This window comes from Streptomyces sp. NPDC085460, from assembly GCF_044541975.1.
Taxonomy (GTDB): Bacteria; Actinomycetota; Actinomycetes; order Streptomycetales; family Streptomycetaceae; genus Streptomyces.
This window is the reverse complement of sequence record NZ_JBITTO010000002.1, coordinates 622,927-648,835: the sequence shown is the minus strand read 5'-3', so window position 1 is coordinate 648,835 and position 25,909 is coordinate 622,927. Positions and strand designations below refer to the sequence as shown.

Below are 25,909 nucleotides of genomic sequence, written 5' to 3'. Positions count from 1 at the left end.
TTTCCTGTCACCGGAGTGCGGGGCTCCGCCGGGCGGCGGTCTGTGTCAGAGGTCTTGACAACACAATTGGTCTGGACCAACTTGGTGCGACGACGGTGGTGGCCACCTCCCGATCCCCATTCCCTGACCGCAGTTCCCCCGTACGACGACGTACGGCACCTCCAGCTCCCGACTCCCCCACCGGAGGATGCACGTGGACCGCACCACCACCCGCCCGGCCGCGCGTCGCTGGCTCGGCGGAGCGCTCGCTCTCGCCGTCGGATCCGGGCTCGCCCTGGTCGGCGGCACCGGCACCGCGCTCGCCGCCGACGTGAACAACGCTCGCAACGCCGGCTTCGAGAACGGCCTGGCCAACTGGGCCTGCTCGGCCGGCAGCGGCACCGCCGTCGCCACCCCGGCCCGCACCGGCGCCGGCGCCCTCAAGGCGCTCCCCGCCGGTCTCGACAACGCCAAGTGCGTGCAGACCGTGACCGTGAAGCCGAACTCCACCTACACGCTGAGCGCCTGGGTGCAGGGCGGGTACGCCTACCTCGGCGCGAGCGGCACCGGGACCGGCACCGGCTCGGTCTCCACGTGGACGCCCGACTCGCCGTCCTGGAAGCAGCTGACCACCACCTTCACCACCGGCGCCTCGACCACCTCGGTCGAGATCTTCACCCACGGGTGGTACGGCACCGCCGCCTACTTCGTGGACGACGTGAGCGTCTTCGGGCCGGACGGGGGCGGCGGCCAGGACCCCGACCCGGTCGTCCCCGCGACCCCGGCCGGGCTCGCCGCCGGCACCCCCACCACCACGGCCGTCCCGCTGAGCTGGAACGCGGTCTCCGGCGCGACCGGCTACAAGGTGTACCGGGACGGCGCCCTCGCGGCGACCGTCAGCGGCACCGCCACGACCGTCACCGGCCTCACCGCCGACACCGCGTACTCCTTCCAGGTCTCGGCCACCAACACGGCCGGCGAGTCCGCCAAGTCGGCCGCGGTGAGCGCCCGTACGGCGAAGACCGGCGGGGGCGGCGGGGACAACCCGGCCGTCCCGAAGCACGCGGTCACCGGCTACTGGCAGAACTTCGACAACGGCGCCGCCAAGCAGAAGCTGCGGGACGTCCAGGCCGCGTACGACATCATCGCGGTCTCGTTCGCCGACTCGACGGCCACCCCGGGCCAGATCGTCTTCAACCTCGACCCCGCCGTCGGCTACACCTCGGTCGCCGACTTCAAGGCCGACATCGCGGCCAAGAAGGCGGCCGGCAAGTCGGTGGTCATCTCGGTCGGCGGCGAGAAGGGCAACGTCACGATCAACAGTGACGCCAGCGCCACCGCCTTCGCGAACAGCGCCTACGCGCTCTTCCAGGAGTACGGCTTCAACGGGATCGACATCGACCTCGAACACGGCATCAACTCCACCTACCTGACCAAGGCGCTGCGCCAGCTGTCCGCCCTGGCGGGCCCGAAGATGGTCCTGACGATGGCGCCGCAGACCATCGACATGCAGAACACGGGCACGGAGTACTTCAAGACCGCGCTCGCCGTGAAGGACATCCTCACGGTCGTCAACACCCAGTACTACAACAGCGGTTCGATGCTGGGCTGCGACGGCAAGGTGTACAGCCAGGGCTCGGTGGACTTCCTCACCGCGCTCGCCTGCATCCAGATCCAGGGCGGCCTCGACCCGTCCCAGGTCGGCCTGGGCGTGCCCGCCTCCACGCGGGGCGCGGGCAGCGGCTACGTCGCCCCCTCGGTCGTGAACAACGCGCTCGACTGCCTGACGAAGCTGACCGGCTGCGGCACCTTCAAGCCCGCCCAGGCGTGGCCGACCCTGCGGGGCGCGATGACCTGGTCGACCAACTGGGACGCGACGGCCGGCAACGCCTGGTCGAACGCGGTCGGCCCGCACGTCCACGGCCTGCCGTAACCCCGGCGGAGCCCGCACCCGAGCGGAGCCCGTACCCGAGCGGATCCCGTACCCCGGTACGGGCTCCGTGACCCGGTACGGGCTCCATGACCCGGACGGTTCCCCCCACGGGCCCGTCACCCTGACGGACCCTTCCCGCGAGGCGTCGCCGGTCTTCCGGCGGCGCCTCGCCGCGTCCCCGGGGGCGGTCGCCTAGCGTGGGCCGATCATGGCCGGGCCCCCCGTCCCGGCCCGATCATGGCCGAACCCCCTACCTTGACCCGTCCATGACATGGCCTCACCATGTGCCCCGGACACCCGCACCTGTTGTCGCACTCCCCCACACTCCCCACCCAGGAGACACCATGCGACGTCCCCGACGCGGCAGAAGGTCCGCCACCCTCGCGGCCCTCGTGGCGCTCGCCCTCGCGGCGCCCCTCTCCGCCCTCGCCCCCTCCGCCGGCGCCGACGCGCCGACCCCCCGCCGCGGCGGCGAGGAGGTGATCCGGCAGTACGAGATCGCCGGGCCCTCCACCCCCGCCGCCCGCACCGCGCTCGCCGCCACCGGCGTCTCGATCGACGAGGTCGACGCCCGTTCGGTCGTGGTCAGCGCCGACGGCCCCCAGCTGGAGCGGCTCAAGGCCCTCGGCTACAAGTACGTTGCCCTCCCGGCCCCGCCGGACCGGGGCGAGCCCGCCCGGTCCTCCCTCGGCCCGCTCGACTTCCCCTCCGCCGACGCGAGGTACCACAACTACGCCGAGATGACGGCGGAGATCGACCAGCGGCTCGCCGCGTACCCGTCGATCATGAGCAAGCGGGTCATCGGCAAGAGCTACCAGGGCCGCGACATCGTCGCCATCAAGATCAGCGACAACGTGGCCGTGGACGAGAACGAGCCGGAGGTCCTCTTCACCCACCACCAGCACGCCCGTGAGCACCTCACCGTCGAGATGGCGCTCTACCTGCTGCGCGAGCTGGGCGCGGGGTACGGCTCCGACTCCCGGGTCACCAACGCCGTGAACGGGCGCGAGATCTGGATCGTGCCGGACCTCAACCCGGACGGCGGCGAGTACGACATCGCCACCGGCTCCTACCGCAGCTGGCGCAAGAACCGGCAGCCCAACGCCGGCTCCTCCGCCATCGGCACCGACATGAACCGGAACTGGGACTACAAGTGGGGCTGCTGCGGCGGCTCCTCCGGCTCCAAGGGCTCCGACACCTACCGGGGCGCCGCCCCCGAGTCCGCCCCCGAGGTGAAGGTCGTCGCCGACTTCGTCCGCTCCCGGGTCGTCGGCGGCAAGCAGCAGATCAAGGCCGGCGTCGACTTCCACACGTACAGCGAGCTGGTGCTGTGGCCGTTCGGCTGGACGTACGCGGACACCGCGCCGGGCATGACCCAGGACGACCGCGACGCCTTCGCCGCGGTCGGCCGGAGCATGGCGGCGAGCAACGGCTACACCGCCGAGCAGTCGAGCGACCTCTACATCACCGACGGGTCGATCGACGACTACCTCTGGGGCGCGCACAAGATCTTCGGGTACACCTTCGAGATGTACCCGGCCTCGTCCTGGAACGGCGGCTTCTACCCGCCGGACGAGGTGATCGAGCGCGAGACGAGCCGCAACCGGGACGCGGTGCTCCAGCTCCTGGAGAACGCGGACTGCATGTACCGGTCGATCGGCAAGCAGGCGCAGTACTGCGCGAGCTGACCCGACGTCAGGACGCCTCGTCGAAGTAGGCGTCGAGGACGGCGTCGAGCTCGGCCTCCCAGCCCGCGATGTGCCCCCTGTCCGGCGCGATGATCTCGATCGGGTACCAGCGCCGGTCAGGGGTGTGCACGGTGACGGTGAACCGCTTGCCGAACCGCCCCTTCTCGCTCTCGACGGCGGCGAGCTCGTCCCAGCGGAACTCGCACGCCTCCTCGTCGTAGCTCAGCCGCACGCCCTCGGCGTCGGCGACGATCCGCCCGCGCCGGTCGGCGGCCTCGAACGAGGGCCCGTCACCCGGCGCGGGCCGCGCCACGTCCTCGGCGTCGGCCTCCGCCTCAGCCTCGACTTCGGCTGCGGCCTCGACTTCGGTCTCGGCCTCGGTCTCGGGGACGGCGTCCCGCACCGTCTCCTCGGGCGCGTCCTGCACCGGGCGCCCGGGCACGGCGTCCTTGAAGGGGCTCGCCGCTCCCGTGAGGCCGGGGATGAAGCCCGGGTCGGCCGAAGCGGCGCGCAGGGGCTGCTGTATGGGTCCGTTGCTCTGCTCCACGGCGGCAGTATGGCCGACGCCCCTGTGAGCGGGGCAAGCGGGCTCAGTCGAGGACGGCGAGCGCGTCGATCTCGATGAGGAGTCCCTTGGGCAGGCCGACGTAGACCGTGGTGCGGGCGGCCGGCGGGGCCTTGAGGTCCTGCTCCTCGAAGTACTGGTTGTAGAGCGCGTTCATCTCGGCGAAGTGGTCCACGTCCGTGAGGTAGACGCGCATCATCATCACGTCGTCCCAGCTCGCGCCGCCCTCCTCCAGGATGGCCTTGACGTTGGCGAAGGTCTGGAGGGTCTGCTCGCGCAGGGTCGGGCCGGCCGGCGTCGGCGGCTGCCCCTCGACGGCCGGCAGGAAGCCGACCTGGCCGGCGACCTGGAGGATGTTGCCCTTGCGGACGCCGTGCGAGAACTTCGCGGGCGGGGCGGTGTGGGTGGCCGGGGTGATCGCGGTCTTCTCACTCATCAGCGGATGCCTCTGCTTCCTTCGGTGGGGTGGTGCCGGAGTAGTCGCGGCTGATCGCCTCCGCCGTGCGGCGCACCAGCGGGAGCAGGGCGAGCAGTTCCTCGGCGGTGACGACGACGTTGGGCGCGGAGACCGACATGGCCGCGACGACCCGCCCGTCGCCGCCCCGGACGGGGGCGGCGACGCAGTTGATGGACTCCTCGTGGCCGCCGAGGTCGGTGGCCCAGCCCTGCTCGCGCACGGTCGCCAGCTCCTGGAGGAAGGCGGCGGCGTCGGGGGTCGAGCGGGGCGTGTAGCGGGGGTAGTCGAGCTTGGCGGCGAGCGCGCGCCGCTCGGGCTCGGGCAGGTCCGCGAGGAGGAGCTTGGCGACGGCGGCGACGGTGATCGCGACGGGCTTGCCGATCCGCGAGTACATGCGGACGGGGTAGCGGCTCTCGACCTTGTCGATGTAGAGGACCTCGCCGTCCTCGTGGACGGCGAGGTGGACGGTGTGGCCGGTGCGCTCGTTGAGGGCGGCGAGGTGCGGGTGGGCGATCTCGCGGACGTCGAGGTTCTCGACGGCCTCCTGGGCGAGGGCGAAGAGGCGGGCGCCGAGGCGGTAGCGCTGGTCCTGCTGCCGGTAGACGAGGCCGTGCTCGTGGAGGGTGCGCAGCAGCCGCAGGGCGGTCGACTTGTGCACGCCGAGGCGGTCGGCGACCTGGCCCAGGTCGGCGGGGCCCTGCGCGAGCAGCGGCAGGATGCTGAGCGCGCGGTCGACGGTCTGGCTCATCCGGTACGTACCTCCTCGTCGGCCTCCGTGCCGGCGGTCGTCCACCCGGGGCCGAGGTGCAGTCTCCCCCAGGCGGCGGCGTCGAGTGCGGCGAGGCGGTCCGCGTGGGCGCGCCGGGGCGGGGCGGCGAGGTCTCCGGGGACGGTGAGGGCCGCGGCGGCGGCGAGGTGTCCGTGGCGGAGGCGGTCGCGCGCGGGCAGGCCGCGGAGGGTGGCGGAGAGGAATCCTGCGGCGAAGGCGTCGCCGGCGCCGACGGTGGAGACGACGTCGACGCGGGGGGCGGGGACGGCGGTGACCGTGTCGGCCGCCCCGTCCGCGGGCCGCTCGTGGGCGAGGGCGGGGCCGTCGCCGCTCTTGACCACCAGGAGCCGGGGTGCCGGGAGGAGGGCGCGGACGGCGCCGGGGCCGGGGGTGTTCCAGAGGCGTCCGGCCTCGTCCGCGCCGACGAAGACGAGGTCGGCGCGGTTCGCGAGGTCGAGCAGGACCTCCGGGGCGCCGCCGTCGCGCCAGAGCGCGGGCCGGTGGTTGACGTCGAAGGAGACCAGCGGGCGGCCTGCGCGGGGCGCGGTCAGCTCGTACAGCAGGGCGCGGCAGCCGGGCGAGAGCGCGGCGGTGATGCCGGTGAGGTGGAGGATCCGCCCGCCGGCGACGGTGCCGTACGGGACGGAGGCGGGGTCCATCGCGGAGGCGGCGGAGCCGGCCCGGTAGTAGACGACCTCGTGGGCGTCGGTGGCGCGGTCGGCGTCGGTGCGGAAGTAGACGCCGGTGGGCCGGTGCGGGTCGCGGCGGACGGAGCGGACGTCGACTCCGTACGCTGCGATGGTGTCGAGCAGGTGGTCGCCGAAGCCGTCGGTGCCGACCCGGCCGACCCAGCGGGCGCGGTGGCCGGCGGCGGCGAGGGCGCAGGCGACGTTGGACTCGGCTCCGCCGACGGCGCGGGTGAAGGCGGGGACGTCGGCGAGGCGGCCCGGCCGGGAGGGCAGGAAGGTCACCATGGACTCGCCGACGCAGACGACCTCGGGGGGTGGTCCGGCCACGGTCACGCTCCTGCGGGTCTGCGGGTCTGGGAGATCCACGGGTCTGCGGATCCACGGGTCTGCGGGTCTAAGGGGCTGCGGGTCTGCGGTCTGCGGTCTGCGGGTCTACTGGTCACGGCTTCGGTCCATTGACCCGGCCTCGGCCCGGATGTTAGACAGCCGTGAGCGATATACGCAATGAGCGTTGCACACAACGCAACGCCATGGAGGAGGGATCATGCCGACCGACCTGTCGGGCGAGCGCGTCGACCACCGGTTCAAGGGCCTGCCGCCGGACGCGGACGGCCTGACCGTCGGCGAGTTGGCCGCCCAGCGCCGCTCCCTCTTCACCGGCGGCTTCACCACCCCGGTCCTCGCGCTCTCCGCCGAGTCCGTCGAGCACAACCTGCGCGCCCTGGAGGAGTACGCGGAGCGGCACGGCCTCGCCTTCGCCCCGCACGGCAAGACCTCCATGGCGCCTGTCCTCTTCCGCCGCCAGATCGAGCACGGCGCCTGGGGCATCACCGCCGCCGTCCCCCACCAGGTCCGGGTCTACCGCGCCCACGGCGTCGACCGGATCTTCCTGGCCAACGAGGTCGTCGACCCGGTGGCCCTGCGCTGGCTCTCCGCCGAGCTGGACGCGCACCCGGAGTTCCGGCTCGTCTGCTACGCCGACTCGGTGCGCGGCGTCGAGCTGATGGACGAGGCGCTGCGCGCGGCCGGGGCCCGCCGGCCGCTGGACGTGGTGGTGGAGCTGGGCGCCGGCGACGGGGCCCGTACCGGGGCGCGTACCGAGGCGGAGTGCGTGGCGGTCGCCGACGCGATCGCCGCGACCACGACCCTCCGCCTGGTCGGCGTCGCTGGCTACGAGGCCGAGGTGCCCGGCGCCGACGGCGACTCGGTCCGCGGCTGGCTGCGCCGGCTGACCGGGCTCGCCGCCGCCTTCGACAAGGACGGCAGGTTCGCCGCCGAGGCGGGCGAGATCGTGGTGAGCGCGGGCGGCAGCGCCTGGTTCGACGCGGTCGCCGACGTCTTCGCGGAGATCCCCGCGCTCTCCCTGCCCGTCCTGAAGCTGCTGCGCTCGGGCGCGTACGTCTCGCACGACGACGGCCAGTACCGGGAGAAGACGCCGTTCAACCGGATCCCCGAGGAGGGCGTCCTCCAGCCGGCCTTCCGCCTCTGGTCGCAGGTGGTGTCGCGGCCGTCCGCCGGGCAGGCGTTCACCAACGCGGGCAAGCGGGACGCGGCGCACGACCTCCACCTGCCGGAGGCGCAGGTGGTGCGGGACGCCCGGACGGGCGAGATCCGCCCGGCCGACGGGGTGACCGTGACCGCCCTGTCCGACCAGCACGCCTGGCTGCGCACCGAGGACGGCGCGGACGTGGAGGTCGGGGACTGGGTGGGCATGGGCCTGTCGCATCCGTGCACCTCCTTCGACAAGTGGCAGCTGATCCCGCTGGTCGAGGCGGACGGCACGGTCGTCGACTACGTCCGCACCTTCTTCTGAGCGGGCCGGGATGACGGATCTGGTCTTCCGGGACGCCGAGGTCGTCGACGGTTCCGGCGCGCCCTCCTACCGGGCCGACGTGGCGGTCGCGGGCGGCAGGATCGTCTCGATCGTGAAGGAGGCCGCGGCGGCCGGCTGCCAGCGGCCGACGGGCACCCGGATCGTCGACGCGGAGGGCCTGGTCCTGGCCCCCGGCTTCGTCGACATGCACGCCCACAGCGACCTCGCGCTGCTCCGCGACCCGGACCACAGCGCGAAGGCCGCGCAGGGCGTGACCCTCGAAGTGCTGGGCCAGGACGGCCTGTCGTACGCGCCCGTGGACGAGCGCACCCGGGAGGAGGTCCGGCGGGCGATCGCCGGCTGGAACGGCGGCGGCCCCGGCGACACCAGCGTCGACCTGGACTGGCGGACGGTCGGCGAGTACCTCGACCGGCTCGACGGCGCCCACGGCGGCGAGGGCATCGCGGTGAACGCCGCCTACCTCGTCCCGCAGGGCACCGTCCGGATGTACGCGATGGGCTGGGCCGACCGGGAGGCGACCCCCGCCGAGCTGGACCGGATGCGCCGGCTGGTCGCCGAGGGCCTGGAGCAGGGCGCGGTCGGGATGTCCTCCGGACTGACGTACACCCCCGGCATGTACGCCCCCGACGCCGAGCTCACCGAGCTGTGCCGGGTGGTGGCCGCGTACGGCGGCTACTACTGCCCGCACCACCGCAGTTACGGGGCGGGGGCGCTGCGCGCGTACGAGGAGATGATCGCGCTCGCCCGGGAGGCGGGCTGCGCGCTCCACCTCGCGCACGCCACCCTGAACTTCGGGGAGAACGAGGGCCGGGCGCCGGAGCTGCTGGCCCTGCTCGACCGGGCGCTGGACGCGGGCTGCGACCTCAGCCTCGACACGTACCCGTACACCCCCGGCTGTACGACCCTGCTCGCGCTGCTGCCGTCGTGGGCGCAGGAGGGCGGCCCGGAGGCGGTCCTCGGGCGGCTCGCGGACGGGACGGCGGCGGAGCGGATCCGGCACGACCTGGAGGTGACCGGCTCGGACGGCTGCCACGGCGTGCCGGCCGACTGGTCGACGATCGAGATCTCGGGGGTCTCCGACCCGTCCCTGGCTCAGTGGGTGGGACGGCGCCTCGGCTCCTGGGCCCAGGCGCGCGAGCTGCTGCTCGCCGACCGGCTCGGTTCGACGATCCTCCAGCACGTCGGCCACGAGGAGAACGTCCGGGCGATCATGCGCCACCGGGCGCACACCGGCGGCTCGGACGGCATCCTCCAGGGCGCCAAGCCGCATCCGCGCGCGTACGGCACCTTCCCCGAGTACCTGGGCCGCTATGTGCGCGAGGAGGGCGTGCTCTCCCTGGAGGAGTGCGTGGCCCATCTGACCTCGCGTCCCGCCGCCCGGCTGCGGCTGCCCGACCGGGGTCTGGTGCGGGAGGGGTACGTGGCGGACCTGGTGCTCTTCGACCCGGCGACGGTCGCGGCGGGAGCCACGTACGACGCCCCGCGCACACCGCCGACCGGCATCCCGCACGTGCTCGTCGGCGGGCGTTTCGTGATCGAGGACGGGCGGCGCACGGGCGTCCTCGCGGGGCGGGCGATCCGGCGGACGCCGCTCTAGGGCCCGGCCATGATCCGCCGGACAGGCCCTAGCCGGCCCGCGCCGGCAGCGGTGCCGGCGGGACGGCGGTCGAGGGCCACCGCTCCCGCCGGAGCCAGAGGAGGCCGAGCGCGAGGACGAGCCCGGCGGCGACGAAGCCGTACCAGGGGGTGTGGCCGGCGGGCTGGGTCTCGTACACCAGCGCCGCCGAGAGCACGGCGAGCACCTGCCCGGCCCGGCTGTGCCAGGCGACGGCCGCGACGACGGCCGTGCCCCACAGCAGGTACCAGGGCTGCACCATCGGCGAGAGCGCGACGAGCGCGACGAGCCCGTACCCCAGCCCGAGGACGGGGTCGATCCGGCCCCGGTAGGCGCGCCACGCCAGCACCGCGATGATCGCGACGGCGGCGAGCAGCCCCAGCTGCTGCACCACGCCCTTCACCGGCTGGGGGCCGTCCGCGACGAGCGTGCCGAGCGCGAGGCCGAGGTCGCTGGTGAGCGAGAGCGGGGTGTGGATGGCGCCGGCGACGGACTGCGTCCCCAGCCATCCGAAGCCGGTGCCGGAGAGCAGGCTCGCCCCGGCGGCCACCGCGCCGGCGACGGCCGGGGGCAGCACCAGCCCCTTCAGGAGCCCGCTCCGCCGGGCGACGATCACCCCGACGAAGAGGAGCGCGACGGCCGCCGGCGACTTCACCATCACGGCGCAGCCGACGAGCACGCTGCCGAGGACCCACCGCCCGCGCACGGCGAGCAGCACGCCGGCGAGCATGAGGCCGATCATGAGGCTGTCGTTGTGCGCGCCGCCGACGACGTGGACGAGGAACAGCGGGTTGAGCGCGGCGAGCCACAGGGCCCCGTCGCCGCGCCCGAACCCGCGCACGGACCACACGACGAGCGCCAGGGCGCCGACGGCGACCAGCCGGAACAGCAGGACGGCCGGGACGACGGCGCCGCCGGTCAGCTTGACGACCGCCTCGGCGAGCAGGAGGAAGACGGGGCCGTACGGGGCGGGGGTGTCGGTCCAGTTCCCGCCGACGCTCGCCGCCGCGTCCGCGCCGAGCTGGTCCGGCCCCAGCGCGGAGGGCCCGGCGCCGTAGACGTCGTACCCCTCCAGGACCATCGCGCCCTGCGCGATGTAGCTGTACACGTCGGCGCTGTGCAGCGGCGGGGCGAGCAGCAGCGGCGCGGTCCACGCGGCGAGCGTCCCGAGGGCTCCCCCGGCGGCGCCGCGCGCGAGGAGCACGCCGAAGCGCCACCAGGCGGCGACCAGGACCGTCAGTCCGAGCGCCGCGACGACGGCTCCGGCCGTCTCGGCGCCGCCGCTCCGCGGGGCCCACAGGGACCCGCCGCCGAGCACGGGCAGCGCACCGGCCGCGTACCCGCCCACGGCCACGGCGAGCGACCCCGCCGCTCCCAGCCACCGGCATCCGGAAGCACTCACCACCCACATGACCAGCCAACCTACCTGGCGTCCCGGCCGCCTCCCGCACGGGAGCGGGCCCCGGGGGCGGGGGCGCGGCGCCCGACGTGTCCCAGAACACGAGGCGTGCGCCGCGCGCCCGCCGTAAGCTCTCGTCATGCAGGTGATCCAGTCCACGAAGCTCGCCAACGTCTGTTACGAAATCCGCGGCCCGGTGCTCGAAGAGGCGATGCGGCTCGAAGCCGCGGGTCATCGCATCCTCAAGCTGAACACCGGCAACCCCGCCGCCTTCGGCTTCGAGTGCCCGCCCGCGATCCTGGAGGACGTCCTCCGGAACCTCTCCGAGGCGCACGGCTACGGCGACGCGAAGGGCCTGCTGTCGGCCCGCCGCGCGGTGATGAGCCACTACGAGACGAAGGGCATCCACCTCTCCGTCGAGGACATCTATCTCGGCAACGGCGTCTCGGAGCTCATCCAGATGTCGATGCAGGCGCTGCTCGACGACGGCGACGAGGTCCTCGTCCCGGCCCCGGACTACCCGCTGTGGACCGCCTCGGTCTCCCTCGCGGGCGGTACGGCGGTGCACTACCGCTGCGACGAGCAGTCGGACTGGATGCCGGACCTCGCCGACATCGAGCGGAAGATCACCGACCGCACCAAGGCGATCGTGATCATCAACCCGAACAACCCGACGGGCGCCGTCTACGACGACGAGACGCTCCGCGCGCTCACCGAGATCGCCCGCCGGCACAGCCTGGTCGTCTGCTCGGACGAGATCTACGACAAGATCCTCTACGACGGGGCGACCCACACCCCGACCGCCGCGATCGCCCCCGACCTGCTCTGCCTCACCTTCAACGGGATGAGCAAGAATTACCGGGTGGCCGGGTTCCGCTCCGGCTGGCTCGCGGTGTGCGGCCCGAAGCACCACGCGTCCTCGTACATCGAGGGGCTGACGATCCTCGCCAACATGCGTCTCTGCGCGAACATGCCGGCCCAGCACGCGGTGGCCGCCGCGCTCCAGGGGCGGCAGTCGATCGAGGACCTGGTCCTGCCGGGCGGCCGGCTCCTGGAGCAGCGGAACACGGCGTACGAGCTGCTGACCTCGATCCCGGGCGTGACCTGTGTGAAGCCGAAGGGCGCGCTGTACCTCTTCCCGCGCCTCGACCCGAACGTCTACAAGGTCAAGGACGACCGGCAGATGGTCCTGGACCTGCTGCGGGCCGAGAAGATCATGGTGGTGCACGGGACGGGCTTCAACTGGCACGAGCCGGACCACTTCCGGATCGTGACGCTGCCGTCGGTGGCGGACCTCACGGACGCGGTGACGCGGATCGGGCGCTTCCTGGACGGCTACAGCCAGCCCTGAGGCGCCGGCCCCTCCCTCTCCGGTCTTGACCCGCCCTTGAACCGGACCCGAATCAACTTTAGACGGATTCTAAGCTAGGCTGGTCTCCGAGCAGTCAGGAGGCCGTCCCCATGTACGAACCGATCCGCACCAAGTCGGTCCACACGACGGCCGGCGACCCTGGTGCGTACCCGCACCGCTCCCGCGAGGAGGAGCTGGACATCCAGCTCGCCGGCCACCTCTCCGCCCTGCTCGCCGTGACCGACGAGCTCGGCGACGGCGAAGGCGGCGAGCTGATCGCCCGGGAGGTGGCCCGCCTCCGCGGCGCGCCGCCCGCCCGCCACGCCGGGCTGAGCGGCGCCTCCCCCGAGGCCCTGCACCGCAAGGCGCACGCGCTCGCGGGCCGCGCCCTGGTCGTCGCCGCCTCCCGCGCGGACACCGCCGCGGCGATCCTCGCGGCCGGGCGGATGGACGCGCACACCGCGGCGCTGGCCGGGGACCCCCTGGTCCCCGCCCCCTAGACGGCCCCGGGCCGCGCGGCACGAACCGCGCGGCCCGGGCGCCCACCACCCGGACACCACCGGGCCGTTCGCCCCGGACGCCACGGGGCCGCTCCACCCGGACGCCACCGGGCCGTTCCGGCCGGTCTCCCTCCGGTTCCCTACCGGGATCGGTCCTTCACCGCCCGTCCACCCAACTCCCCCTGGAATGTGGGTTTCCGCGAGCACTCTGCCCGCGTGAGACGCATTCTGGGAATCGTCCTGGCCGTCCTGCTCCTCGGCGGCGTGGCCGTCGTCCTCGTGACGGGCGGCGATCAGGACAAGGGCACGGCAACGAAGACCGTGCGAGGAGTCATCGGCTCGGAGAAGAGCGAGTTCTTCGCCGACCCCGACGTCGTGAAGGCCCTGCACGCCAAGGGCCTCACCGTGCGGACCGAGACCTCAGGGTCCTGGGACATGGAGCAACTCCCCCTTGAGGGGTACGACTTCGCGTTCCCGTCCTCGAAGGGACCGGCCGACGAACTGCGCGCCAAGGCCACCGACAAGGCCGCCGCCGCACCCCTGCGCCCCTTCTACTCGCCGCTGGTGGTCGTCGCGCACAGCAACGCCGCCCGGATCCTCGCCGGCAACGGCCTGGCCACCCTCGGCACCCGCGGCACCAGCGGCATCCTGAAGATGGACGCCTATCTGGCCGCCGTCCGCGCCGACCGCAGCTGGCAGCAGCTCAAGGGCGCCGACCGGCACGCCGAGCTCAGCGGCACCCTCTTCATCACCTCCACCGACCCGGTGGCCTCCAACTCCGGCGCGCTCTACCTCGCCGCCGCGAGCTACGTCGCCGACGGCGGCCGGGTCGCCGACGGCAAGGAGGCCGTCGGCCGCACCGCCCCGCTGCTGCGCAAGCTGACCCAGGTGCAGGGCGCCCAGCAGACCAGCTCCGACGCCCCCTTCCGGGACTTCGTGAGCGGCGTCGGCAACCCGCTGGTGCTCGTGTACGAGTCCCAGGTCGCCGCCCAGCTCATCGCCGGCCGGCCCATGGGCGACCTCGTCGTGCTCTACCCGGACACCACGGTCAACAGCGACCACACGCTCGTCCCGCTCACCGAGGGCGGCAAGGAGCTGGGCCGGCTGCTCGCCGAGGACCCGGAGCTGCGCCGCCTCGCCGTCCGGCACGGCTTCCGGCCGCAGGGCGCCTCGCCCGAGTTCACCGAGGCCACCGGCAAGCACGGCGAATACCTCAACCAGACACTGACCGGGGTCCGCCAGGCGCCCGTGCCCACCGGCGCGGTGCTGCGCGACATGGCGCGGCGGGCCCGTGACCAGGGGGCCACCGCATGACCGAGCACACCGACCCGCGCGCCGGCGGGCAGCCCCGCAACCCGTACGCGGGTCCGCCGGAGTCCACCTTCGTCCTCACCCCGCCCGAGCACGACACCCCGCTCGTCCTCACCCCGCCCGCGCCGGCCCCCGCGGTCCGCGCCGAGCAGGCCGCCGGCCTGGTGCCGCTGGACGACTCGGTGCGCGGGGAGATGACCCGCAGGGCCGAGGAGTACGTCGGCTCGCTCTCCGGACTCGACCCGCGCTCCCCGGAGTTCGCCGGCCGCATCGGCGAGATCGCCGCGCTCGGCACCGGCGAGATGCGGGCCGCCGCCCAGCAGTCCAACCGGATGCTGGACCGCACCGTCCGCTCCCTCGGCCAGGGCGGCGGCGACGCCTCGGCCCGCGTCGGCACCTCCCTGGTGGAGCTGCGCCGCACCGTCGAGGACCTCGACCCGCGCGACGCGCCCGGCAAGGGCGCCCGGCGCCTCCTGGCGAAGCTGCCCGGCGGCAACAGGTTCCGCGACCACGTCGCCAAGTACGCCTCCTCGCAGGCCACCCTCCACCGGATCGTCGGCTCGCTCCGCGGCGGCCAGGACGAACTCCGGCGCGACAACGCCGCGTTGCAGACCGAGCGGGCCCGCCTCTGGGAGACCATGGGCAAGCTCCAGGAGTTCGCCGTCCTCACCGAGGCCCTCGACGCGGCCGTGGAGCAGCGGATCGCGGCCACCGGCGACCCGGCGCAGGCCGACGCGCTCCGCGCCGACGTCCTCTTCCCGATCCGCCAGAAGCACCAGGACCTGCTCACCCAGCTCGCCGTCTGCGCCCAGGGCTACCTGGCGATGGACGTGGTCCGGCGGAACAACGACGAGCTGATCAAGGGCGTGGACCGGGCCGCGACGACGACCCTGTCGGCGCTGCGGATCGCGGTCATGCTCGCCTCCGCCCTGGAGAACCAGCGCAAGGTCACCGAGCAGGTGAACGTCCTCCGCTCCACCACCGAGGACCTGATCCGGGGCAACGCCGAGATGCTGTCCACCCAGGCCGGGGAGATCCAGCGGATCGCCGCCGACCCGGCGGTCGGCGCCGAGACCCTGCGCGGCGCCTTCCAGCAGATCTACCGGACCCTCGACGCCATCGACACGTACAAGGTCCAGGCGACCGAGGCGATGGCGGCGACGGTCTCCTCCCTCACCGGCGAACTCCGGGAAGCCGGCGCCCACCTGGACCGCAGCCGGCGCGCGAACGCACTGGAAGGCGGCCCCTCCGCATGAGACCCCGCACGCTCCCCCGTCTCCTGACGGGCCTCGCCCTCACCCTGCTCCTCACGACCACCGCCGGCTCCTGCGGCACGATCGACAACTCGGCGGGCGGCACCGGCGAACAGTTCGACAAGAGGGACACCACCCCCGCCGCCCCCGGCACCCTGCGGGTCCTCGCCTCCTCCGAACTCGCCGACATGGCCCCGGTCCTGGAGGACGCCCGAAAGGCCACCGGCGTCACCGTCCGCACCACCTACGCGGGCACCCTCGACGCCGTCGAGCAGATCGCCTCCGGCCGGGCCGAGAAGGAGTACGACGCCGTCTGGCTCTCCTCCAACGACTACCTCAGGCTCCGCCCCGACACCTCCCGCCGGATCACCAACGAGACGCCGGTGATGACCTCTCCGGTGGCGCTCGGCGTCCGGCCCGAGGTCGTCGCCCGGCTCGGCTGGAACCCGAAGAAGGTCACCTGGTCGCAGCTGCACCAGGCGGTCGCCGCCGGGAAGCTGACGTACGGCATGACCGACCCGAAGCGCTCCAACTCCGGTTTCTCCGCGCTGGTCTCGGTGGCCTCCGGGCTCTCCGGCGCCCAGTCCGCGCTCAGCGACGCGGACGTGCGGAAGGCGACGCCGAAGCTCCGCGAGTTCTTCACCGGCCAGAAGCTCACCTCCGGGTCCTCCGGCTGGCTCGCCACCGCCTACGACCGGCGCGAGGACGTCGACGCGCTCGTCAACTACGAGTCGGTGCTGCTCTCCGCCCCCGGCGAGCTCACCGTGATCCGCCCCTCCGACGGCGTGGTCACCGCCGACTACCCGCTCACCCTGCTCACCGCCGCCTCCGCCGGGGCGAAGGAGTCCGCCCAGCGGCTCACCACCTACCTCCGCACCCCGGAGGCGCAGCGCCGGATCACCGAGACCACGCTGCGCCGGCCCGTGGTCGCCGGGGTGGCGCCGTCGCCCCGGCTCGACCGCGACCTGCGGCGCGAGCTGCCGTTCCCGGGCAGCCGGTCCGTCGCGGACGGCCTGCTCGACGCGTACGACAACACGCTCCGCCGGCCCTCCCGCACGGTCTACGTCCTGGACACCTCCGGGTCGATGGGCGGGGAGCGGCTCGACCGGCTGAAGGCGGCGCTGACCGAGCTGACCGGGGACTTCCGGGACCGCGAGGAGGTCACCCTGATGCCCTTCGGCTCCTCCGTGAAGACCGGCGAGGTGCGCACGTACACGGTCGATCCGAAGGACCCGGCGCGGGCGCGGGACGCGATCCGGGCCGACGCGGGGAAGCTGAGCGCGTCCGGCGGCACCGCGATCTACTCCAGCCTCACCGAGGCGTACCGGAGCCTGGGCGAGGCCCCCCGCGACACCTTCACCTCGGTCGTGCTCATGACCGACGGGGAGAACACCGACGGGGTGGGCGCGGGCGACTTCGACGCGTTCTACGCCGCCCTGCCCGCCGAGCAGCGGCGCACCCCGGTCTTCCCGATCCTCTTCGGCGACTCCGACCGGGCGGAACTGGAGCACATCGCGGACCTGACCGGCGGCAAGCTGTTCGAGGCGGCGGAAGGCTCGCTGAACGGCGCTTTCGAGGAGATCCGTGGCTACCAGTAACCCGGTGCTCCGCTACGCGGAGTCCCGCAAGAACCTCACGGGCTGCGTCTGCGGCCTGGCCGGCCTCGGCATCGGTCTCACCGGCGCGGCCGGCGGGCTGTGGCCGCTGGTGGTGCTCGGCCTGTACACGGCGGGCGCGCTGATCGCCCCGCCGGAGCGGCCGGACGCGCCGGACTTCCCGAGCGCGGACGAGCAGCTGGAGTCGCTGCGGGCGGACCACGCCACCCTGCGGGAGTACCTGGCGGAGGTGGAGCTGCCGGAGGCGGCGCGGGAGCGGCTCGACGAGCTGGACGCGCTCTTCGAGGCGCTGCTCGAACCGGGCTGGGTCAGCGACCCGGAGCACCTGCACGTGCTGGCCCGCGCGGTGCGGCAGGACGTGCCGGAGGCGGTCGACGCCTTCGTACGGACCCGCTGGTGGTCCCGGGTGAACCCGGGCTCCGAGCCGCCCGACCGCCATCTGGAGCGGCAGCTGGCCGCCCTGCGGGAGGAGGCCGGCCTGATCGCGGCGGCGCTCCAGGAGGCGGAGGAGCTCCGCCAGCGGGCGCACACCCGCTATCTGGAGGACCGGGGCGCGTAGGCCGTCCCTTCCGCTTCCCGCCGGGCTCGCGGCGCCCGGAAAGATGCGCCGGCCCCGGAGCCTGAGGGGGCTCCGGGGCCGGATGCGTCGTGATGGACCGTCGTGACCCCACTGGTCAGGGCGGAATGTCGGGGCAGCCCACCACGAGTCTCGATACTGCTACGGGATCAGCCCAGGCGCGCGACCAGCGCCTTGTACTCGTCCCACAGCTCCTTCGGGGTGTGCTCGCCGAAGGTCTCCAGGTGGGCGGGGACCAGGCCGGCCTCCTCGCGCCACACGTCCTTGTCGACGGTGAGCAGGAACTCCAGGTCCTCATCGGCCAGGTCCAGGCCGTCGGTGTCGAGGGAGTCCTTCGTCGGCAGGACGCCGATGGGGGTCTCGACGCCCTCGGCCTTGCCGTCGAGGCGCTCGACGATCCACTTGAGGACGCGGCTGTTCTCGCCGAAGCCGGGCCACACGAACTGGCCGGCGTCGTTCTTGCGGAACCAGTTGACGTAGTAGATCTTCGGCAGCTTGGCGGCGTCCGCGGAGGCGCCGACCTTGACCCAGTGGGCCATGTAGTCGCCCATGTTGTAGCCGCAGAACGGCAGCATGGCGAAGGGGTCGCGGCGCAGCTCGCCGACCTTGCCCTCGGCGGCGGCGGTCTTCTCGGAGGCCACGTTGGCGCCGAGGAAGACGCCGTGGTTCCAGTCGAAGGACTCGGTGACCAGCGGCACGGCGGAGGCGCGGCGGCCGCCGAAGAGGATCGCGGAGATCGGGACGCCCTTGGGGTCCTCCCACTCGGGGGCGATCGTCGGGCACTGGGCGGCCGGGACGGTGAAGCGGGCGTTCGGGTGGGCGGCCGGGGTGCCGGACTCCGGCGTCCAGTCGTTGCCCTTCCAGTCCGTGAGGTGCTTGGGCTCGTCCTCGGTCATGCCCTCCCACCACACGTCGCCGTCGTCGGTGAGCGCGACGTTGGTGAAGACGGAGTTGCCCCAGAGGGTCTTCATGGCGTTGGCGTTGGTGTGCTCGCCGGTGCCGGGGGCGACGCCGAAGAAGCCGGCCTCGGGGTTGATCGCGTAGAGGCGGCCGTCCTCGCCGAAGCGCATCCAGGCGATGTCGTCGCCGATGGTCTCCACGGTCCAGCCGGGGATGGTCGGCTCCAGCATGGCGAGGTTCGTCTTGCCGCACGCGGACGGGAAGGCGGCGGCGACGTACTTCGCCTCGCCCTGCGGCGGGGTGAGCTTGAGGATGAGCATGTGCTCGGCGAGCCAGCCCTCGTCACGGGCCATGACGGAGGCGATGCGCAGGGCGTAGCACTTCTTGCCGAGGAGCGCGTTGCCGCCGTAGCCGGAGCCGTACGACCAGATCTCGCGGGTCTCCGGGAAGTGCGAGATGTACTTGGTGGAGTTGCAGGGCCACGGCACGTCCTCCTGGCCCTCCGCGAGGGGGGCGCCGAGGGTGTGGACGGCCTTGACGAAGAAGCCGTCGGTGCCGAGCTCGTCGAGGACGGCCTGGCCCATGCGGGTCATGGTGCGCATGGAGACCGCGACGTACGCGGAGTCGGTGATCTCGACGCCGATGGCGGAGAGCGGGGAGCCGACCGGGCCCATGCAGAAGGGGACCACGTACATGGTGCGGCCCTTCATGGAGCCGCGGAAAATGCCCTCGGAGCCCGCGAAGAGCTCCTTCATCTCGGCCGGGGCCTTCCAGTGGTTGGTCGGGCCCGCGTCCTCCTCCTTCTCGGAGCAGATGAAGGTCCGGTCCTCGACGCGCGCGACGTCGGTCGGGTCGGAGGCGGCGTAGTACGAGTTCGGGCGCTTCACCGGGTCGAGCTTCGTGAACGTTCCCTTGGCGACGAGCTCCTCGCACAGGCGCTCGTACTCGGCCTCGGAGCCGTCGCACCAGACGATGCTGTCCGGCTGGGTGATCTCGGCGATCTCGTTCACCCAGGAGACGAGCTCCTGGTGCTGGGTGGGAAGGGGAGCCGCGTTGTCGCGCGCCACGATTGCTCCTTGTAGAGGGGTGTGTTCGCTGTATGCCCCGTGGGGGCTGCGACCCGGATGCGTCGTAGCTGCTCATCCGGTGCCGACCGCACTCATTTGATCATCCGCTGGAAACGCCCATATGTCCAGGGGGGTGCACACGTGAGCATCGCCACTCATATCGAGGACCTACGGGGCCGTAGGTACGATTCGGTGTCATGACTGCTGCCACGCCGGAAGCCGCCCCGGTCGAGCCCGTTCCTTCCGTCCTGGCCCCGGCCCTGCCGATCAAGCCACGGCTCAGAGGCTGGCTGCACGCGGGCATGTTCCCCGCCGTGATCGTCGCGGGCCTCGTCCTGGTCGCCCTCGCGGACTCCCCCCGCGCCCGCATCGCCTGCGGGATCTACGTCCTCACCGCCTGCCTGCTCTTCGGCATCAGCGCGCTGTACCACCGGGGCAACTGGGGCCCGCGCGGCGAGGCCGTCCTGCGCCGCCTCGACCACGCCAACATCTTCCTGATCATCGCGGGCACCTACACCCCGCTGACCCTGCTGCTGCTCCCGGACTCCACCGCGAAGCCGCTCATGTGGGCGGTCTGGGCCGCCGCGCTCGCCGGCATCGCCTTCCGCGTCTTCTGGGTCGGCGCCCCCCGCTGGCTGTACACCCCCTGCTACATCGCGATGGGCTGGGCCGCCGTCTTCTTCCTCCCCGACTTCATGCGGACCGGCGGCATCGCCGTCCTGGTCCTCGTCATCGTCGGCGGCCTGCTCTACAGCGCCGGCGGCATCATCTACGGCATGAAGCGCCCGAACCCGTCGCCGCGCTACTTCGGCTTCCACGAGGTCTTCCACTCGCTCACCCTGGCCGCGTTCATCGTCCACTACGTCGGCATCTCGCTCGTCGCCTACCAGTCCTGACCAGGCAGAATGGCCCCATGTCGAAGGGGCTGAGGGAACGGAAGAAGGAGCGGACCCGCGCGGCGATCCGCCGGGCCGCGCGCGGCATCGCCGCCTCGCGGGGCTGGGAGGCGGCCACCATCGAGCGCATCGCCGCCGAGGCGGAGGTCTCCCCCTCCACCGTCGTCCGCTACTTCCCCGTCCGCGAGGACATCGTCCTCACCGACGACCGCGACGACGAGCTGGAAGCCCTGCTGCGCGCCCGCCCCGCCGGCGAGGAGCCGCTCGAATCGCTCCGCGCGGTCCTCACCGAGGCGATCGGCACCGCCCTGGAGGCCGACCCCGAGGAGATCCGGCTCCGCGCCCGCCTGATGGCCGGCACCCCCGCCGTCCGCGCCCGGCTCACCGAGACCACCGCCGAGACCGGCCGCCGGCTCGCCCGCGCCCTCGCCGACCGCACCGGCCGCGCCCCCGACGACCTGGAGGTACGGGTCTTCACCGCGGCCGTCCTCGGCGCGCTCCGCGAGGCCACCCTCTACTGGGCCGAGCGCGGCCTCACCGAGGACCTGATGGCGCTGCTGCACCGCACCGTCGACACCCTCAAGGCCGGGCCGGCGCTCCCAGCGCGCCCCTGACCACCTCGGCCGAGCGCGGATTGTCCGCGCACCCCCACACGCCGTGCGGGCAGTAGTCGGTCACCGTCTGGTAGACCGGCCGGTAGGCGGCGAACCAGTCGAGCATCCCCCGCACGTACGCCGGGTTGTCCCCGTTCCTGAACAGCCCCCACTCCGGGTACGAGACGGGCTTACCGTGCGCCCGGGCGAAGGCCACGTGGTGCGCGAGCCCGTACTCCTCGCTCACCTGCTCCTCGAAGGTGACCCCCTCGGGCTGGTCGTAGGCGTCCATCCCGATGATGTCGACGACGTCGTCCCCCGGGTAGCACTCGGGCCACGGCACCGCGTCCCGGCCGCGGCTCGGCGTGAAGTCGAAGCGGAACCGATGCCCCGCCACCCCGCGCAGCGCGCCGACCGCCGATCGCCAGTACGCCTTCCAGGCCGTCGGGTCGGGACCGCAGCGGTGCCCGTACGTGGTGCCGTTCATCTCCCAGCCGAGCACCAGGACCGCGTCCCCGAGCCCGTGCTCCACCAGCCGCTCGCCCAGCGTCCTGAAGTGTCCGTCGAAGTCGCCGGCCGCGCCGCGCCGCAGCCCGCCGCGGACCTCGGCGTCGGTGAGCCCGGCCTCGTTGCGGTCCATCATCGGCACGTTCAGCACGAAGAGCCGCCCGGGCCGCTCGGCCTTCCACCGCGCCCAGGGCGCGAAGAGCGCCGGATGCCCCTCGATGTTGGACCAGTGGTCGCCCGGCAGATAGGTGTGCCCGACCCGCAGCTCGCCGCCGAGCCACGCCTCCGCCCTGGAGATCCGCCGCACCCCCTCCTCGTCGGAGCCGGTGAAGAAGCCGGACGGCACGTCCGGCAGCGGTACGGGATCGGGCGCGGCCCGGCCGCCGGTGTGCCGCTCGCCGGGCGCGAGCCGCTCCGGCACCAGCAGAAGCGCGAGAACGGCCGCGAGCAGCACCAGGAGTGCGGCCCGCGGCCACGTCGGGGACCGGGTCACGTCATCCGGTCCAGAAGTCCCACCAGCGGGTCAGGATCAGCATCCCGATGATCCCGATGTGCAGGACGGGCAGGGCGAAGGCGAAGTCGCCGAGGAAGCCGCGCACGGCCGCCGGGGCGGGCAGCACCCCGGTCCTGACGTTGTGCGCGGTGACGTACCAGAACATGGTGATGGTCGCCGCCCAGGCGAGGCAGCACCACAGGCAGAGCGCGTTGATCTCGTACAGCGACTGCTGCATCAGCCAGGTGCAGAAGCCGACGCCGAAGAGCGTCCCGCCGTTGAGCCCGAGCCAGAACCAGCCCCGGTACCGGGCCCCCGCGAGGAGCCCGGCGCCGACGGCGACGACGACGCCGTACGTGACGAGCCCGAGCATCGGGTTGGGGAAGCCGAAGACCGCCGCCTGCTCGCTCTTCATGATGTTCCCGCAGGACACGACCGGGTTCAGGCTGCACCCCGGCTGGAAGCCCGGGTCCTCCAGGAGCTTGAACTTGTCGATCGTGATCACCCACGCGGCCAGGATCCCGGCGGCGCCGGTGACGATCAGCAGCCAGCCGAGCGCCCGGCTCGCGCCGACCGTCCCGTCCGCCCGCCGTCCGTCCTCCGCCGGCCCGTCCTCCCGCCGCTGTCCTGGCACACCGTCCCGCACCCCGAGCGTCGTCATGGCGCCGCCCCTTCCGCTCAGCCCTGCACGCGCCGGACGGGCAGCAGGACGTGGGCGCAGTCCGCGAGCGTCTCCTCGTCGGCGACGAAGGCGCGCAGCCGGTCCTCGTCCACCGGCTGTCCGGGGACGCCCTCGGCCCAGGGGCGCACCGAGCACAGGAAGTAGACCTTGCCGGCCTCGCGGGCGGCGGCCTGCCACTCGTCGGGCACCGGGCACTGCACCTTCAGGAAGGGCAGGGTGAGGACGGCGGTGCCGGCCTCGACGAGCAGGGTGGCGCTGATCCCGCCGTCCTTCTCCAGGTCGAAGAGCCGGTCGCCGACGGAGAGGCCCATGGACTCCAGGGCCGCGCGCATCGCCTGCTGACCGGCCTCCGGCCCGTCGCGGCCGTCACCGAGCGAATACGCCATGAGGAAAGGCGTGCCGGCGGAGTCTTCGGTGACTTCGCTGGACCACGGAATCACCGTGAGCGTGCCCAGCGGAGAGACGCTGCGCGCCTCGGAAAGGACGTGGGGAGTGGTCATGGAAGGGGATGCTAGTGGGGCAACCACCCTTTCCCCGTACCGAATTCACTCATCCGGCCGACATTCCCCCGCTCGAACTCCCGGCCGCAACGAACACGGGTTTTCATCGTTGTGCCCTGAGGCCCCCTTGTCGACGCCAGGAGATCGCCGATGCCCTTCCCGCGCCGTGCCGTCCTCCGGTCCCTGTTCGCGCTGGCCGTCACCGCCGCCACCGGCGGCGCCCTCGGCCGGATCGCCGCCCGCTCCACGGAAGCCGGCCCGTACCTCTTCGACGAGATGTACGGGGGCCGGCGGATCCGCGGCCTCACCGGCCCGGGTGGTGAGCCGGTGGCGCTGGTCGACGGCCGGCCGCTGCATCTGATGCGGTGCGCCGACGGCGGCTGGGTGACCCCGCTCGACCACTACGCGTCCTGCCCGACCCCGGTGGCCGCCGTCCGCGCGGCCGTCGACGCCGCGGGCACGGCCCCGCTCTCCCGGTACGCGGCGGGGCACGGCCTGCACTCCGACCCGACGGGAGGGAACCCTCGTGGTGTACACGCGTAAGAACCAGCGCGACCTGACGGCGTCCGAGCGCCGCCGGTTCGTGGCCGCGGTGCTCGAACTGAAGCGCCGGGGGACGTACGACGAGTTCGTCCGCATGCACATCGACCACTACACGGCGGACGGCGCGGGGCGGCTGCGGACCGCGCACATGGCGCCGAGCTTCCTGCCCTGGCACCGGAAGTTCCTGCTGGAGTTCGAGCGGGCGCTGCGCCTGATCGACGCGACGGTGACGGTCCCGTACTGGGACTGGACCCGGGACGCCTCGCCGGCGGCGTCGATCTGGGCGGAGGACTTCATGGGCGGCAACGGCCGCCGCTCGGACCTCCAGGTGACCACCGGCCCCTTCGCGTACGCCAAGGGGAAGTGGACGGTGCGGCACGCGATGACCGAGATCTCGTATCTGACCAGGGATTTCGGGCGTCCGCGCGATCCGGTGACGCTGCCGACGGCGGCCCAGCTGGACGAGGTGATGCGGGAGCGGGCGTACGACACCGCGCCCTGGAACTCGACGAGCCCGTCGGGGTTCCGCAACCGTCTGGAGGGGTGGGCGCCGGGCTCGGGCAACGAGCGGTTCCGGATCCACAACCGGGTGCACCGCTGGGTGGGCGGTCTGATGCTGGGCGGCGGCTCGGTGAACGATCCGGTGTTCTGGCTGCACCACTCCTTCGTGGACCTGGTGTGGTCGCGGTGGCAGCAGCGCAATCCGGGGGCCGCGTATCTGCCGGCGGAGCCGCCGCCGCCGGGTGACGCGCAATACCGGAAGGTGGTGGCGCGGCACCAGCCGATGGCTCCGTGGGGCGTGACGCCGGCGGAGCTGTTCGACCACTCCCGGATCTACCGGTACGCCTGAGGGGCGGGACGGCCCCGGACGCGGGCGTCCCCCCGGCCCTGGTGGGGCCGGGGGGACGTCCGTGGAGAAGCGGGGCGGGTTCAGCCGCCGTAGCCGCCGTGGTCGTGCGGGGCGTCGACGTTGGCGCAGCTGTTGCCGAAGGCCGGGTTCAGCAGGCCGATGACGTTGACGGTGTTGCCGCAGAGGTTGACCGGCACGTGGACCGGGACCTGGACGACGTTGCCGGAGGCGACACCGGGCGAGTGGGCGGCGACGGCCTCGGCGCCCGAGTCGGCGACGGCCAGGCCGGCTCCGGTGAGGGCGACGGCACCGGAGCCGGCCAGAACGGCGGCGGCCTTGGCGATGCGAGACATCAGAACTCCTTGGGTGGTCGAGCGACCGCAGGGATCACGGCCGTCACTTCCGTTCAACGCCGTACCACGGGCGGGGTCACGGTTCTTGGGCCGAACGGGAGAAGGAACATCGGAAAAGTCCGCGGAGACGGGCGGAGAAATGGCCCGCGGTCCGATGGCCGGCCGCCGTCGGATACGACGGCGGCACACCGGACCGCGGGCCGCGGCCATGCGACAAGCCTTCCGGTGCAACGACGGAAGACCCTTGCGGTAGCGGGGAAGAATCGTGTCTTCACCCGCGCGGACCGCTGTCGTACGGAATTTCGAAATGAGGGGGGTGAGGCTTTCGGCGTTTTCGGGGCTTGCGGGGCTTGCGGGGCTTGCTGGGGTGGTCAGTCGCGGCCCGGGGCGAGACCGAGCTGGGAGTCGAGGGCGCCGCTGAGCGTGGGGGAGATCAGGCCGAGCTGGGGCGGGGCGAGGTCCGGCAGTCCGGCGAGGCCGTTGCCGCGGGGGGCCTCGACGGGGTTGCCGACGACGGCGCCGGGGGTGGCGGCCCGCATCTCGGAGTGCGGGGAGGCGAGGAGCGCCCTACCGGGCTCGCTGCCCTCGAGGAGCTCGGGGAGCGGGGCGTCCACGACGGTCTCGGGGAGGGTGCCGGTGAGCGGGACGCTCGGCAGGGTCACGTCGGGCAGCGCGCCGAGGCCCTTCTGGAAGCCGGTGGGGGCGCCGGGCACCGGTACCGGAACGCCGGTGGCGACGGTGGGCGCGTCCATCGGCAGGACCGGTTCGAGGCCCTGGAGGGGGACGACCACCGGGGCCTCGACGGCGGCGGCCGGGACGGCCATGGCGGCGGAGGCGAGCGCGGTCATGAGGAGGCCCATGCCGGCCTGGGAGCGCAGAGTCATGCCGTGTGAACGAGTCTCTTGGCCGAAACGTCGCGCCGGGTTCCCCCATGTGCAGCAACGCCGCAGGCCCCCGCCGGTGAGGGCGGGGGCCTTGGTTGACGTCAC

General features: G+C 73.1%; 25 protein-coding genes. 14 read left to right on the top strand and 11 right to left on the bottom strand.

Annotation, left to right across the window (positions count from 1 at the left end; all coding sequences use genetic code 11):
• Positions 1 to 187 precede the first annotated feature (187 nt).
• Together ACIGHB_RS07180 and ACIGHB_RS07175 are read left to right on the top strand one after the other, a co-directional pair.
• Entirely contained in the window at positions 188 to 1,912 is a 1,725-nt protein-coding gene (locus tag ACIGHB_RS07180) for a chitinase (RefSeq protein WP_388865749.1), read from the top strand.
• A 344-nt stretch (positions 1,913 to 2,256) separates the two neighbouring features.
• Entirely contained in the window at positions 2,257 to 3,600 is a 1,344-nt protein-coding gene (locus ACIGHB_RS07175; RefSeq protein ID WP_360317942.1) for a M14 family metallopeptidase, read from the top strand.
• A 7-nt stretch (positions 3,601 to 3,607) separates the two neighbouring features.
• On the opposite strand, the gene ACIGHB_RS07170 is transcribed toward ACIGHB_RS07175, so the two are convergent.
• Genes ACIGHB_RS07170 through ACIGHB_RS07155 form a run of 4 tightly spaced genes read right to left on the bottom strand, consistent with a single transcriptional unit; the run spans position 3,608 to position 6,365 of the window.
• Entirely contained in the window at positions 3,608 to 4,147 is a 540-nt protein-coding gene (locus ACIGHB_RS07170) for a hypothetical protein (protein ID WP_399910229.1), read from the bottom strand.
• A gap of 43 nt (positions 4,148 to 4,190) precedes the next feature.
• Entirely contained in the window at positions 4,191 to 4,601 is a 411-nt protein-coding gene (locus tag ACIGHB_RS07165; protein WP_360317937.1) for a RidA family protein, read from the bottom strand.
• Complete coding sequence (locus tag ACIGHB_RS07160) at positions 4,594 to 5,370, bottom strand: IclR family transcriptional regulator (RefSeq protein ID WP_360317935.1); 777 nt, start codon at positions 5,368 to 5,370, stop codon at positions 4,594 to 4,596. Before ACIGHB_RS07160 ends, ACIGHB_RS07165 begins: the two co-directional genes overlap by 8 nt.
• A complete protein-coding gene (locus ACIGHB_RS07155) occupies positions 5,367 to 6,365 on the bottom strand; it encodes a sugar kinase (RefSeq protein ID WP_399910469.1) in 999 nt (332 codons plus the stop codon). The genes ACIGHB_RS07160 and ACIGHB_RS07155 overlap by 4 nt, the downstream gene beginning before the upstream one ends.
• Positions 6,366 to 6,624: 259 nt before the next feature.
• Here ACIGHB_RS07155 and ACIGHB_RS07150 point away from each other — a divergent pair, with 259 nt between their 5' ends.
• Positions 6,625 to 7,893 carry an amino acid deaminase gene (locus tag ACIGHB_RS07150; protein ID WP_399910224.1) on the top strand — a complete coding sequence of 423 codons (1,269 nt, stop codon included), beginning with the start codon at positions 6,625 to 6,627 and terminating at the stop codon, positions 7,891 to 7,893.
• Positions 7,894 to 7,903: 10 nt separating this feature from the next.
• Positions 7,904 to 9,511, top strand: a complete 1,608-nt coding sequence (locus tag ACIGHB_RS07145) for an amidohydrolase family protein (RefSeq protein WP_399910222.1) — start codon at positions 7,904 to 7,906, stop codon at positions 9,509 to 9,511.
• A 28-nt stretch (positions 9,512 to 9,539) separates the two neighbouring features.
• Here the strand turns inward: ACIGHB_RS07145 and mptB are convergent, their stop codons facing one another.
• Positions 9,540 to 10,940: a polyprenol phosphomannose-dependent alpha 1,6 mannosyltransferase MptB gene (mptB, locus tag ACIGHB_RS07140; protein WP_399910218.1), complete on the bottom strand. Its 1,401-nt coding sequence runs from the start codon at positions 10,938 to 10,940 to the stop codon at positions 9,540 to 9,542.
• A 127-nt stretch (positions 10,941 to 11,067) separates the two neighbouring features.
• On the opposite strand from mptB, the gene ACIGHB_RS07135 reads away from it, so the two are divergent.
• From ACIGHB_RS07135 to ACIGHB_RS07110, 6 genes are all read left to right on the top strand, one after another.
• The gene (locus ACIGHB_RS07135) at positions 11,068 to 12,279 is read left to right on the top strand and encodes a pyridoxal phosphate-dependent aminotransferase (RefSeq protein WP_360310712.1); all 1,212 of its coding nucleotides are present in this window, start codon (positions 11,068 to 11,070) and stop codon (positions 12,277 to 12,279) included.
• Between the two features lie 110 nt (positions 12,280 to 12,389).
• Positions 12,390 to 12,779, top strand: coding sequence for a hypothetical protein (locus ACIGHB_RS07130; protein ID WP_360310714.1), 390 nt, complete (start codon positions 12,390 to 12,392; stop codon positions 12,777 to 12,779).
• Between the two features lie 189 nt (positions 12,780 to 12,968).
• Positions 12,969 to 14,093: a hypothetical protein gene (locus tag ACIGHB_RS07125; RefSeq protein ID WP_399910213.1), complete on the top strand. Its 1,125-nt coding sequence runs from the start codon at positions 12,969 to 12,971 to the stop codon at positions 14,091 to 14,093.
• Positions 14,090 to 15,346 (top strand): toxic anion resistance protein, encoded by a 1,257-nt coding sequence (locus ACIGHB_RS07120; RefSeq protein ID WP_399910210.1) that lies wholly within the window; start codon positions 14,090 to 14,092, stop codon positions 15,344 to 15,346. The genes ACIGHB_RS07125 and ACIGHB_RS07120 overlap by 4 nt, the downstream gene beginning before the upstream one ends.
• Positions 15,343 to 16,941, top strand: a complete 1,599-nt coding sequence (locus tag ACIGHB_RS07115; RefSeq protein ID WP_399910207.1) for a substrate-binding domain-containing protein — start codon at positions 15,343 to 15,345, stop codon at positions 16,939 to 16,941. The genes ACIGHB_RS07120 and ACIGHB_RS07115 overlap by 4 nt, the downstream gene beginning before the upstream one ends.
• Entirely contained in the window at positions 16,928 to 17,518 is a 591-nt protein-coding gene (locus ACIGHB_RS07110; RefSeq protein WP_399910204.1) for a hypothetical protein, read from the top strand. Before ACIGHB_RS07115 ends, ACIGHB_RS07110 begins: the two co-directional genes overlap by 14 nt.
• Positions 17,519 to 17,685: 167 nt before the next feature.
• Here ACIGHB_RS07110 and ACIGHB_RS07105 read toward each other — a convergent pair whose 3' ends face one another.
• Positions 17,686 to 19,503 carry a phosphoenolpyruvate carboxykinase (GTP) gene (locus ACIGHB_RS07105; RefSeq protein ID WP_399910201.1) on the bottom strand — a complete coding sequence of 606 codons (1,818 nt, stop codon included), beginning with the start codon at positions 19,501 to 19,503 and terminating at the stop codon, positions 17,686 to 17,688.
• Positions 19,504 to 19,700: 197 nt separating this feature from the next.
• Between ACIGHB_RS07105 and ACIGHB_RS07100 the strand changes: the two genes are divergently transcribed.
• On the top strand, positions 19,701 to 20,399 hold the full coding sequence (locus tag ACIGHB_RS07100; protein WP_360310726.1) for a hemolysin III family protein: 699 nt from the start codon (positions 19,701 to 19,703) through the stop codon (positions 20,397 to 20,399).
• Positions 20,400 to 20,416: 17 nt separating this feature from the next.
• The gene (locus tag ACIGHB_RS07095) at positions 20,417 to 21,013 is read left to right on the top strand and encodes a TetR family transcriptional regulator (protein ID WP_360310728.1); all 597 of its coding nucleotides are present in this window, start codon (positions 20,417 to 20,419) and stop codon (positions 21,011 to 21,013) included.
• On the opposite strand, the gene ACIGHB_RS07090 is transcribed toward ACIGHB_RS07095, so the two are convergent.
• Genes ACIGHB_RS07090 through ACIGHB_RS07080 form a run of 3 tightly spaced genes read right to left on the bottom strand, consistent with a single transcriptional unit; the run spans position 20,979 to position 23,174 of the window.
• Positions 20,979 to 21,992, bottom strand: a complete 1,014-nt coding sequence (locus ACIGHB_RS07090; RefSeq protein WP_399910197.1) for a glycoside hydrolase family 26 protein — start codon at positions 21,990 to 21,992, stop codon at positions 20,979 to 20,981. The genes ACIGHB_RS07095 and ACIGHB_RS07090 overlap by 35 nt on opposite strands.
• A 1-nt stretch (position 21,993) precedes the next feature.
• Positions 21,994 to 22,653 carry a vitamin K epoxide reductase family protein gene (locus tag ACIGHB_RS07085; protein WP_360310732.1) on the bottom strand — a complete coding sequence of 220 codons (660 nt, stop codon included), beginning with the start codon at positions 22,651 to 22,653 and terminating at the stop codon, positions 21,994 to 21,996.
• Positions 22,654 to 22,670: 17 nt separating this feature from the next.
• Positions 22,671 to 23,174 (bottom strand): DUF5949 family protein, encoded by a 504-nt coding sequence (locus ACIGHB_RS07080; RefSeq protein ID WP_360310734.1) that lies wholly within the window; start codon positions 23,172 to 23,174, stop codon positions 22,671 to 22,673.
• Between the two features lie 150 nt (positions 23,175 to 23,324).
• Here ACIGHB_RS07080 and ACIGHB_RS07075 point away from each other — a divergent pair, with 150 nt between their 5' ends.
• Both ACIGHB_RS07075 and ACIGHB_RS07070 read left to right on the top strand, forming a co-directional pair.
• Positions 23,325 to 23,717, top strand: coding sequence for a tyrosinase family oxidase copper chaperone (locus ACIGHB_RS07075; protein ID WP_360310736.1), 393 nt, complete (start codon positions 23,325 to 23,327; stop codon positions 23,715 to 23,717).
• The gene (locus ACIGHB_RS07070; protein ID WP_399910192.1) at positions 23,701 to 24,567 is read left to right on the top strand and encodes a tyrosinase family protein; all 867 of its coding nucleotides are present in this window, start codon (positions 23,701 to 23,703) and stop codon (positions 24,565 to 24,567) included. The genes ACIGHB_RS07075 and ACIGHB_RS07070 overlap by 17 nt, the downstream gene beginning before the upstream one ends.
• A gap of 80 nt (positions 24,568 to 24,647) precedes the next feature.
• Here the strand turns inward: ACIGHB_RS07070 and ACIGHB_RS07065 are convergent, their stop codons facing one another.
• Both ACIGHB_RS07065 and ACIGHB_RS07060 read right to left on the bottom strand, forming a co-directional pair.
• Positions 24,648 to 24,920: a chaplin gene (locus ACIGHB_RS07065; RefSeq protein WP_360310740.1), complete on the bottom strand. Its 273-nt coding sequence runs from the start codon at positions 24,918 to 24,920 to the stop codon at positions 24,648 to 24,650.
• Between the two features lie 371 nt (positions 24,921 to 25,291).
• Positions 25,292 to 25,804, bottom strand: coding sequence for a hypothetical protein (locus ACIGHB_RS07060; RefSeq protein WP_360310742.1), 513 nt, complete (start codon positions 25,802 to 25,804; stop codon positions 25,292 to 25,294).
• Positions 25,805 to 25,909: the final 105 nt, after the last annotated feature.